Here is a 10022-nt window from a genome sequence, read left to right on the forward strand (position 1 = left end):
TGATTATAGCAAATTGTCTCTCTGTAAGCAATTGATTGCAAACTTAGTGACAGAGCCTTGTCGCTCCTTTAGAAAGCTGATATAATAGCTTTATGAATAAGAAACGATCCGTGGACTTGATACATGGTCCCATTCTTCCTGCGCTGTTAAGCTTTGCCTTTCCAATCTTGCTGTCAAATATTTTCCAACAGCTTTATAATACAGCTGACGTCTTGATTGTTGGGCGTTTTCTTGGTCAAGATTCTTTGGCTGCAGTAGGGGCGACAACTGCCATTTTTGATTTGATTATAGGTTTTACGCTTGGTGTTGGCAATGGGATGGGGATCGTCATTGCCCGCTATTATGGGGCTCGTAATTTTACTAAAATTAAAGAAGCAGTAGCAGCAACTTGGATTTTAGGTGCTCTTTTGAGCATTGTGGTCATGCTGATGGGCTTTGTCGGTCTGTATCCACTCTTGCAATATTTAGATACCCCTGCAGAAATCCTTCCTCAATCCTATCAATATATTTCTATGATTGTGACTTGTGTCAGTGTCAGCTTTGCCTATAATCTTTTTGCAGGCTTGTTGCGGTCTATTGGTGACAGTCTAGCAGCCCTTGGATTCCTGATTTTTTCTGCTTTGGTCAATGTGGTTCTGGATCTCTATTTCATTACGCAACTGCAACTGGGTGTTCAATCTGCGGGACTTGCTACCATTATCTCACAAGGGTTGTCAGCGCTTCTTTGCTTTTATTATATCCGCAAAAGCGTTCCAGAACTCTTGCCACAGTTTAAACATTTCAAATGGGACAAGAGCTTGTACGCGGATCTCTTGGAGCAAGGTTTGGCTATGGGCTTGATGAGTTCGATTGTGTCTATTGGTAGTGTGATTTTACAGTCTTCTGTCAATACCTTTGGCGCAGTGATTATTAGTGCCCAAACAGCGGCACGACGCATTATGGCCTTTGCTCTGCTTCCGATGACGGCCGTTTCTTCTGCCATGACGACCTTTGCCTCTCAGAATCTCGGTGCGAAACGACCAGACCGCATTGTTCAAGGTCTTCGAATCGGCAGTCGACTGAGCATGTCTTGGGCAGGTTTTGTCTGTATCTTTCTCTTTTTTGCTAGTCCGACCTTGATTTCCTTCTTGGCCAGTTCGACAGATACTTACTTGGTAGAAAATGGTAGTCTTTACCTGCAAATCAGTTCAGTCTTTTATCCGATTTTGAGTCTCTTGTTGATTTATCGCAATTGCTTGCAGGGCTTGGGGCAAAAAGTCCTTCCTCTAGTTTCCAGCTTTATAGAACTAATCGGGAAAATTGTTTTTGTAGTTTTGATTATCCCTTGGGCAGGCTATAGGGGAGTTATCCTTTGTGAACCCCTTATCTGGGTTGCCATGACCACCCAACTGTACTTTTCACTTTTCCGCCATCCCCTGATAAAAGAAGGCAAGGCAATCTTGGCAGCCAAAGGACAATCCTAGCTGGATTTGCTGAATAAAATCCATTTCCTCTAGTGAAAATCGAAAAAACTTGTGTTATAATAAGAAAGATTAAAATGTGAAAAAAGGAGATTCCTAATGGGACGTAAATGGGCCAATATCGTAGCCAAGAAAACGGCTAAAGATGGAGCTAACTCTAAAGTATATGCAAAATTTGGTGTAGAAATCTATGTAGCAGCTAAAAAAGGTGATCCAGACCCAGAATCAAACACTGCTTTGAAATTCGTTATCGACCGTGCGAAACAAGCCCAAGTGCCAAAACACGTTATCGATAAAGCGATTGATAAAGCAAAAGGAAACACAGACGAAACCTTTACAGAAGGACGTTACGAAGGTTTTGGACCAAATGGTTCTATGTTGATTGTGGATACCTTGACTTCAAACGTCAACCGTACCGCAGCCAATGTCCGTGCAGCTTTTGGTAAAAACGGCGGAAACATGGGTGCTTCAGGTTCAGTTTCATACCTCTTTGATAACAAGGGTGTGATCGTATTTGCGGGTGAGGACGCTGATGCAGTCTTTGAGCAATTGCTAGAAGCAGATGTGGATGTGGACGATGTAGAAGCAGAAGAAGGAACAATCACTGTTTACACAGCTCCAACAGACCTTCACAAGGCTATCGTTGCCCTTCGTGAGTCTGGTATCGAAGAATTCCAAGTGACTGAATTGGAAATGATTCCTCAGTCTGAAGTGGAATTGTCAGGCGAAGACCTTGAAACCTTTGAAAAACTTTACAGCGTTCTTGAGGACGACGAAGACGTACAAAAGATCTACACAAACGTAGATGGATTCTAATAGAAAAACGAACAGTTTTACTAGCTGTTCGTTTTTTTGATATTTGAACTTAGACTCTGGTTTCAGAATCGTTTTGTTTCTTGCTTTTTTCTAGACCTAGACCGACTGCATGTTTTTGGACGAGCAAGAGCTGCCCATTGTCATCTTTTGCAAAAGTTAAGGTAACAGTCTTGATCTTGTCACCAATGGAGATATAGGTGATTTTTCTCGTATCATAGCCTCCGATAGTGGAGTCAAACTCGGAGTCTGGTAGTCCGTGTTTTTTGATAATATCCTTGTAGTTGGTACCACCTTTTCCTTTGTTATCAAGGTCACCTTCGATTAAGGCGTCGAACTGTTCCTGGGTCCAGGTGAAGTTATCGTCTTCTTCCTCCTCTGGGATGGAATAGGCGCTATCATCTGTCAAGTCGCTTTCTTCTTCGCGCTCCATTGAGGCACTTGCCTCGCTGTAGGAACGGTTAAACTCCCTGATAAACTCTTTGTAGACATTAGCGTACAGTACTTGGGTCGTAAAGAAAAGTACAACAGAAGCAACTGCGAGGGATGTTCCGATAATGGCCATGGTTTTCCGTTTTTTGAGATTGACGATAAGGCCGATAATCCCCAAGATAAATGCGACAATGGCGATGAAAAATGATAGATAGTTAATAAATGGAATCCAGGACCCTAAAAGTGCGATGGCTCCAAAAATGGTTGCTAAGATTCCTAAAACTCGTTGTTCTTCTGGTTTCATTTGAACGTTTTCTCCCTTCATCGAGTGAATGGATTTCTATCCACAGTAGTTAGTGCTTATTATAGAAAAAATATTGCCTAATGTCAATTTAAACTAAAATAGTTCTCTTGGAAACTTTTTTCTTGACATCTTTTCTGAAAATGATAAAATAGTTCTCATGGGAACTTAAATAGTTCTTGTGAGAACTATATTTATCGTAAGAAAGGAGCAATCATGGACAAGCCGATGTTAATGTTCAAACGTTTTGGACACCAGCTTCATCTGATGGTACAGAAAGAAGCTAAGCGATGTGGCATTGAATTTATGGGTGGACCGCAAGGGCAGGTTCTGCGTTTTTTAGATCATTGTGAACAAAAAGAGGAATTGGTCTTGATTAAGGATATCGAGCAGGAACTCAATATTACCAAATCTGTGGCGAGTAATCTAGTCAAGCGTATGGTGCAAAATGGTTTGGTTGAGCTAGAGGCCAGCCCGAGCGATAAGCGGGCAAAATTTGTTCGCCTGACGGAGAAATCGCGTTCGCAGATGCAAAAAGTTAAGGCTTTTTTTGATCGGATCGATCAGAGTCTGCTAGAGGGGGTTTCAAAGTCAGACTTGGCAATCTTTGAAAAGGTTCTCGGTCAGTTGCAAGAAAATGTTGAGAAGATAGGAGGAGAGAATGAAGAAACTCGCTAAACGTATTACAGGAAAAGAGTGGGGAATGATCATCCTTACGATTCTGTTCACTTGTTTCTCGGTCTATCTAGAGTTAGAGGTACCGACCTATATTTCACAAATTACAGAGTTACTCGGAACGTCTGGAACGCAGTTGGGTGAACTCTGGTCACCAGCTGCGAAGATGATTGGTTTGTCTTTATTGGCTTTCTTTTCATCTGTTATGGTGGGTTTCTTTGCTGCTCGTGTTGCAGCATCCTATACAACCCATCTACGTAGAGACGTATTTCATCGCGTTTTAGATTTTTCACAGACAGAGATCAAGCGCTTTTCAATCCCAAGTCTTTTGACTCGGACGACCAATGATATTACCCAGGTACAGATGCTCTTTACCATGGGCTTGCAAGTGGTTACTCGTGGGCCGATTATGGCTATCTGGGCCATTGGAAAAATCCTTGGGAAATCGGAATACTGGCTCTGGGCGGTCGTTGTGGCTGTTATTGTCAATGTCTTGATGACCACTGTTCTTATGACTCTGGCCTTTCCAAAACAATCTGTTATCCAAAAATTGACAGATAAACTCAATAGCATCACTCGTGAAAGCTTGACTGGGATTCGAGTTGTTCGCGCATACAATGCCGAAGATTACCAAGATGAAAAATTCGAAGCAGCCAACGATGAGGTAACACGTCTCAATCTCTTTGTCAATCGATTGATGGCCATTATGAACCCGATTATGATGGCGATTTCCAGTGGACTAAGTTTAGCTATTTACTGGATTGGTGCCTACATTATCAACGATGCAAGTTTGGCAGAACGTCTGCCACTCTTTAGTGATATGGTGGTCTTCATGTCCTATGCTATGCAGGTCGTGATGGGATTCCTTCTCATGGGAGCACTCTTTATTGTTCTTCCTCGTACCTTGGTTTCGGCAGGACGTATCAATCAAGTATTGGATCTGCATTCTTCTATTGAAAATCCTAGTCATACACAGACAGCGGATCCTTCAGTTCAAGGACAAGTGGAATTCCGCGATGTAACCTTCCGCTACTCTAAAAACTCAGAAGCAGTCGTGGAACATGTCACTTTCAAAGCAGAAGCGGGTCAAACCGTAGCCTTCATCGGATCGACTGGATCAGGTAAGTCTACGCTTGTCAACCTCTTGCCACGTTTTTACGACGTTTCAGATGGACAAATCCTAGTGGACGGAGTTAATGTGCAAGATTACGATTTGGAAGATTTGCGCAATAAGGTCGGCTATATCCCTCAAAAAGCAGTCCTCTTCTCAGGAGATGTCAAGGGGAACTTGGACTTTGGTAAGAGCAAAGAAACTCCTCTAAGCGAAGCTGCTATGTGGCAATCCTTGGAATTGGCCCAGTCTAAAAGCTTCATCGAAGACAAGGAAGCAGGTCTTGCATCAGAAGTGGCTCAAGGCGGAACCAACTTCTCAGGAGGTCAAAGACAGCGTTTAGCCATTGCGCGTGCCTTGGCTCGTAAACCAGAGATTCTCATCTTTGATGATTCCTTCTCAGCCTTGGACTACAAGACAGATCGTGTCCTTCGCCAAGAGCTAGCTGAGAAAACAAAATCCATGACCAAGCTCATCGTAGCGCAACGGATTTCTACCATTATGGACGCCGACCTGATCTTAGTTTTGGATCAAGGTAAAGTCGTGGGACAAGGCACCCACAAGGAACTTCTTGCAACCAACGAAGTCTACCAAGAAATTGCCTACTCACAACTATCGAAGGAGGAATTGGAACATGGAAAATAAAAAAGTTTCGGTCTGGAAACAGTGCAAACCTTATATGGCAGGCCTCCAACTTCCTCTCCTAATAGCAGTTGTGGCTGCAGTCATTTCAAGCATCATTACCGTTTATGGTCCAACTAAGATTAAAGAAATTACTAACTTGATTTCAGATGGCTTGGCTACAGAAATCGACTTGGTAGCTGTGTCAAACATTGCTGGATTTTTGGTTGTCCTATATGTGTTTGGAGCTATCCTTAATTATACACAGGCCTATATATTTTCAACGAGTATCCAACATTTTTCAAAACGCTTGCGGACGGCTATCGCTGAAAAAATCAATCGTTTGCCACTTGGCTATTTTGACCGTCATTCACAAGGAGACACCCTTTCGCGCGTGACCAATGATGTGGATACAGCAGCGCAATCTCTCAACCAAAGTCTAGGGACAGTTCTTTCAGCTAGTTTCTTGTTGATTGCTGTCTTGGTGACCATGTTTGGGATGAACTGGATTTTAGCTCTCGTAACAGTGGTCTCTACGCTTGTTGGTTTTGCGGCGGTTTCCGTAATCATGGCCAAGTCACAGGGTTATTTTAAAGCCCAACAAAATAATCTAGCAGCCGTCAATGGTTATGTGGAAGAGATGTACTCTGGCCATAATGTAGTGACCAGCTACAACGCAGTGGACACCTCCAAAGCGAGATTTGCAGGGTTAAACCAAGACTTGCATGACAGTATCTGGAAATCTCAGTTTATCTCTGGTATCATGATGCCAGCCATGTTCTTTGTTGGGAACTTTAGTTATGTCTTAGTCATCATCGTTGGTGCCGCGCTGGCGTTAGAAGGGCATATCACGATAGGGATTATCGTAGCCTTTATGGTTTACGTACGGACCTTCTCCCAACCTCTGTCACAGATTGCCCAAGGGATTACGAGCCTGCAACAAGCGAGTGCAGCCATGACTCGTGTATTAGAATTTCTAGCTGAAGCAGAGATGCAAGATGAATCTCGTAAGGAAAGACAATTGAGCAACATGAAAGGGGAAGTAGTCTTTGATCATGTGTCCTTTGGATATACACCAGAGCGCACCATTATCCATGACTTTTCTGCGACAGCTCATGCAGGTCAGAAGGTTGCTATTGTTGGACCGACTGGGGCTGGGAAGACAACCATTGTCAATCTTTTGATGAAGTTCTATGAGCTAGATAAGGGAAGTATCCGTATCGATGGTGTCGATACCAAGGACATGAAGCGTTCGGAAGTACACGATGCCTTTTCAATGGTCTTGCAGGATACTTGGCTCTTTGAAGGAACCATTCGAGAGAACCTGATCTATAATCAGACAGACATCAGTGATGAACGAATGATAGAAGCTAGCAAGGCAGTGGGAATCCACCACTTTATCATGACTTTGCCAGATGGCTACGATACTGTTTTGGATGACACCGTGACCTTGTCTGTTGGACAGAAACAGCTCTTGACCATTGCTCGTGCCCTTCTCAAAGATGCACCGCTCTTGATTTTGGATGAAGCGACATCTTCAGTCGACACACGTACAGAGGAGTTGATTCAAAAAGCTATGGACCGTTTGATGGAAGGACGCACATCCTTTGTCATCGCCCACCGCTTGTCAACTATTCGTAATGCCGATTTGATTCTTGTCATGAAAGATGGCAATATCATCGAGCAAGGCAATCATGAGGAACTAATGGCGCAAGGTGGCTTCTACGCTGACTTGTACAATAGTCAATTTACAGAAGACGAAGCAGAAGAATAAATCAAAAGAAGGCTTGACGGCCTTCTTTTTCTGCACTATACTAGAAGATAAACGTCTCACCTGTAGACGAAAACAAGGTAATGAATGAGAAATTTAATGAAAAATTATCAAGAATGGTATAGCAACCTTAGCTCCAAACTAACTAGCCATCCCACCCTTTTATTTCTATTGCTTAATTTCAATCGTTTGATGACAGTCGCCATGCCCTTGGTCTATCTGACTTTGCTAGTCATCACTTGCCTGCAACTAGGACTTGGTCAGCAGGTTGGGGTTTATGTGCTTATTCCTGCATCAGGCTTTGTGATCTTGTCCCTTTTTCGTAAGAAAATCAACCACCCGCGGCCTTATGAAACTTGGGATATCTGTCCCCTGCTTGAAAAAGATAGCTCGGGACAGTCGATGCCCAGTCGCCATGTTTTTTCGGCAACTATCATCTCCATGGCCTGTCTGCATGCTAGTCTACCTGTTGGCTTAGCATGCTTGCTCTTCTCAGCTTTGCTGGGCTTGGTGAGGGTTTTAGGGGGCGTTCATTATCCCAAGGATGTCTTGGTTGGCTATGCTTGTGGTCTGGTGTGGGGATTCCTTTTCTTCCTATTCTGACATGTAAGTTAAGCTAGTCCTACAACCACTTACTGCTTCAAATTGACCACTTGCTTTTTTGCCCTTGTATTCCTAACTTAGCTTTGATATAGTAGAGTCAGAAAGGAGATGTGATGAAGTTACGAATTGAGATTGATGGCAATTTAGAGGAGACTGAAATTGTCATCAAGACCCCCACTTTGACAGATGAAATTGCAGATTTGCAACGACTTTTGCAAGAGTCAAAGGCTCCGAGGTTGACTTTTTACAAGGGGACAGGTGAATATTATCTAGACCTGTCAGAAATTCTCTTCTTTGAAACAGAAGGGAGTAAGATTTATGCTCATAACCAGAAGGAAGCCTATGAAGTTCGCCTCAAGCTCTATGAGTTGGAGTCCATCTTACCTCGCTATTTCAGTCGAGTGTCCAAGTCAACGATCGCAAACATCCGTCAGATTTACTCAGTGGATAAGTCCTTTTCAGGAACGGGCACCATTTCCTTTTATCAGACGCACAAGGAGGTTCATGTCTCACGACATTACCAATCCCTCCTAAAAGAAAATCTAAGAAACATGAGGTAAAAAACATGAAAAAGAAAGCATTTGGTATTGTTTTATTGGTTTTAGCAGCTTGGATCTTGCTGCAAGGGAATTTTGGAATTCCTTCTTTGGATGGCAAGATATGGCCTTTGATTGGTATCGCCTTTTTTGCTTACCAATCAGTTGAAGCTTTGCTTCGTCGTCATCTAACATCAGCAGTTTTTACCGCTCTAGTAGCCTTAATGATTGCGAATCATTTTTATAACATTCTTCCTATTCCAAACCAGTCTTTGTTTTGGGCTAGTATCTTAGCAGTGCTAGGTGTTGGTTATCTGACGCATTCAAGTAAGTTCTGGAATGAAAAAAAATGGTGGTACGATGGGAAAAAAACAGTCGTCACGGATAAGGAAGTCGCTTTTGGTAGCGGGACCTTCTATAAGCAAGATCAAGATCTCGTAGATGACCAAGTGGAAGTCGCTTTTGGGGATGCTAAAATCTACTATGATAATGCAGAGATGCTAGGTGATTTTGCGACTTTAAATATTGAAGTGGCCTTCGGGAATGCAACCGTCTATGTTCCGCAACACTGGCGTGTCGATTTGAAAGTAGAAACCTCCTTTGGTGCAGCTAAGGCAGATGCTCCTGTAGCACCAACCAGCAAAACCTTGATTATCCGCGGGGAAGTCGCTTTTGGTAAACTTGGAGTTGTTTACGTTAAATAAAAAAAAGTCTCCGAATTTCCTTGCCAAAATAGAGAAAGTGTGATAACATAGTACGGTATGTGGTGCTAGCACATCCGCTATATTAGATCTAATAGGAGGAAAACACAATGGCTAAAGTATGTTACTTTACAGGTCGTAAGACTGTATCAGGAAACAACCGTTCACACGCGATGAACCAAACAAAACGTGCCGTAAAACCAAACCTTCAAAAAGTTACTGTTCTTATCGATGGTAAACCTAAAAAAGTTTGGGCTTCAGCTCGTGCTTTGAAATCAGGTAAAGTTGAACGCGTTTAATAAAAATGAAAAGACCTAACTGGTCTTTTTCTTTTGCTCTAAGGATAAAATCATTTGAAAAATAGAGTAAATATCCGCCGATACAGCATTCTGCTTTTACACTTGGGCTGAAATATGATAAAATAGAGTATCAACTAGTTGAGGTAAAAAAAATGACTGTAAAAATTAATACAAAAGATGGTCAAATCGAACTGACAGATGAAGTGATTGCAACCGTAGTAGGTGGTGCCGCAACTGAGATTTTTGGTGTGGTCGGTATGGCTAGTAAAAATGCCCTCAAAGACAATTTCCAAGCCCTTCTTGGTAAGGAAAATTATTCTAAGGGTGTTGTTATAAAAGCAGCCGAAGATGGTAGCATTGCAGTTGATGTTTATACCGTATTGAGCTACGGAGTAAAGATAAGCGAAGTGTCAAAAAACATTCAAGAGCGTGTTCGTTTTAGTTTAGAAAATCAACTAGGAATTACTGCTCAGACTGTGAATGTCTACATTCAAAATATCAAAGTTGTAGGAGAATAATCGTGTCAAAAATTACTACCAGTTTATTCCAAGAGATGGTGCAGGCTGCATCAACTCGTTTGAATAAGCAAGCAGAATATGTCAATTCATTAAACGTCTTTCCAGTTCCAGATGGAGATACTGGGACAAACATGGGAATGACCATTGAGAATGGTGCGAAAGAAGTAGCAGACAAGCCTGC

Annotated in this window: 11 protein-coding genes and 1 pseudogene; 11 read left to right on the forward strand and 1 reads right to left on the reverse strand. The window is 42.4% G+C overall.

The window, feature by feature from the left end:
• The first annotated feature begins 92 nt into the window (after positions 1–92).
• Positions 93–1463, forward strand: a complete 1371-nt coding sequence (locus tag GMD3S_RS0207400) for an MATE family efflux transporter (protein WP_008277623.1) — start codon at positions 93–95, stop codon at positions 1461–1463.
• Between the two features lie 96 nt (positions 1464–1559).
• Positions 1560–2276, forward strand: a complete 717-nt coding sequence (locus GMD3S_RS0207405) for a YebC/PmpR family DNA-binding transcriptional regulator (RefSeq protein WP_000532894.1) — start codon at positions 1560–1562, stop codon at positions 2274–2276.
• Positions 2277–2325: 49 nt separating this feature from the next.
• On the opposite strand, the gene GMD3S_RS0207410 is transcribed toward GMD3S_RS0207405, so the two are convergent.
• A complete protein-coding gene (locus GMD3S_RS0207410; RefSeq protein WP_033587326.1) occupies positions 2326–3030 on the reverse strand; it encodes a CD20-like domain-containing protein in 705 nt (234 codons plus the stop codon).
• Between the two features lie 192 nt (positions 3031–3222).
• Here GMD3S_RS0207410 and GMD3S_RS0207415 point away from each other — a divergent pair, with 192 nt between their 5' ends.
• The 9 genes and pseudogenes from GMD3S_RS0207415 to GMD3S_RS10890 form a co-directional block, all read left to right on the forward strand.
• Positions 3223–3684 (forward strand): MarR family winged helix-turn-helix transcriptional regulator, encoded by a 462-nt coding sequence (locus GMD3S_RS0207415; RefSeq protein ID WP_000360517.1) that lies wholly within the window; start codon positions 3223–3225, stop codon positions 3682–3684.
• Positions 3668–5437, forward strand: coding sequence for an ABC transporter ATP-binding protein (locus tag GMD3S_RS0207420; protein WP_000731794.1), 1770 nt, complete (start codon positions 3668–3670; stop codon positions 5435–5437). The genes GMD3S_RS0207415 and GMD3S_RS0207420 overlap by 17 nt, the downstream gene beginning before the upstream one ends.
• Complete coding sequence (locus GMD3S_RS0207425; RefSeq protein ID WP_000428386.1) at positions 5427–7187, forward strand: ABC transporter ATP-binding protein; 1761 nt, start codon at positions 5427–5429, stop codon at positions 7185–7187. The genes GMD3S_RS0207420 and GMD3S_RS0207425 overlap by 11 nt, the downstream gene beginning before the upstream one ends.
• A gap of 96 nt (positions 7188–7283) precedes the next feature.
• Entirely contained in the window at positions 7284–7787 is a 504-nt protein-coding gene (locus GMD3S_RS0207430) for a phosphatase PAP2 family protein (RefSeq protein WP_000800953.1), read from the forward strand.
• Positions 7788–7900: 113 nt separating this feature from the next.
• Entirely contained in the window at positions 7901–8347 is a 447-nt protein-coding gene (locus tag GMD3S_RS0207435; protein WP_000776591.1) for a LytTR family DNA-binding domain-containing protein, read from the forward strand.
• A 5-nt stretch (positions 8348–8352) separates the two neighbouring features.
• A complete protein-coding gene (locus GMD3S_RS0207440) occupies positions 8353–9027 on the forward strand; it encodes a LiaF transmembrane domain-containing protein (RefSeq protein ID WP_000725733.1) in 675 nt (224 codons plus the stop codon).
• Positions 9028–9134: 107 nt separating this feature from the next.
• Entirely contained in the window at positions 9135–9323 is a 189-nt protein-coding gene (rpmB, locus tag GMD3S_RS0207445) for a 50S ribosomal protein L28 (RefSeq protein ID WP_001140948.1), read from the forward strand.
• 152 nt (positions 9324–9475) lie between these two features.
• Complete coding sequence (locus tag GMD3S_RS0207450) at positions 9476–9841, forward strand: Asp23/Gls24 family envelope stress response protein (RefSeq protein ID WP_000216434.1); 366 nt, start codon at positions 9476–9478, stop codon at positions 9839–9841.
• A gap of 2 nt (positions 9842–9843) precedes the next feature.
• Positions 9844–10022: pseudogene (locus GMD3S_RS10890) on the forward strand (DAK2 domain-containing protein); the annotation flags it as partial.

Origin of the sequence: Streptococcus sp. GMD3S (genome assembly GCF_000298695.2) — a bacterium.
Taxonomy (GTDB): domain Bacteria; phylum Bacillota; class Bacilli; order Lactobacillales; family Streptococcaceae; genus Streptococcus.

Bases quoted from the DNA above. Each gene is read 5' to 3' on its own strand.
- GMD3S_RS0207420 (WP_000731794.1), top strand. From the start codon at position 3,668: ATGAAGAAACTCGCTAAACGTATTACAGGAAAAGAGTGGGGAATGATC.
- rpmB (WP_001140948.1), top strand. From the start codon at position 9,135: ATGGCTAAAGTATGTTACTTTACAGGTCGTAAGACTGTATCAGGAAAC.
- GMD3S_RS0207410 (WP_033587326.1), bottom strand. From the start codon at position 3,030: ATGAAGGGAGAAAACGTTCAAATGAAACCAGAAGAACAACGAGTTTTA.
- GMD3S_RS0207425 (WP_000428386.1), top strand. From the start codon at position 5,427: ATGGAAAATAAAAAAGTTTCGGTCTGGAAACAGTGCAAACCTTATATG.
- GMD3S_RS0207400 (WP_008277623.1), top strand. From the start codon at position 93: ATGAATAAGAAACGATCCGTGGACTTGATACATGGTCCCATTCTTCCT.
- GMD3S_RS0207435 (WP_000776591.1), top strand. From the start codon at position 7,901: ATGAAGTTACGAATTGAGATTGATGGCAATTTAGAGGAGACTGAAATT.
- GMD3S_RS0207450 (WP_000216434.1), top strand. From the start codon at position 9,476: ATGACTGTAAAAATTAATACAAAAGATGGTCAAATCGAACTGACAGAT.
- GMD3S_RS0207440 (WP_000725733.1), top strand. From the start codon at position 8,353: ATGAAAAAGAAAGCATTTGGTATTGTTTTATTGGTTTTAGCAGCTTGG.
- GMD3S_RS0207415 (WP_000360517.1), top strand. From the start codon at position 3,223: ATGGACAAGCCGATGTTAATGTTCAAACGTTTTGGACACCAGCTTCAT.
- GMD3S_RS0207430 (WP_000800953.1), top strand. From the start codon at position 7,284: ATGAAAAATTATCAAGAATGGTATAGCAACCTTAGCTCCAAACTAACT.
- GMD3S_RS0207405 (WP_000532894.1), top strand. From the start codon at position 1,560: ATGGGACGTAAATGGGCCAATATCGTAGCCAAGAAAACGGCTAAAGAT.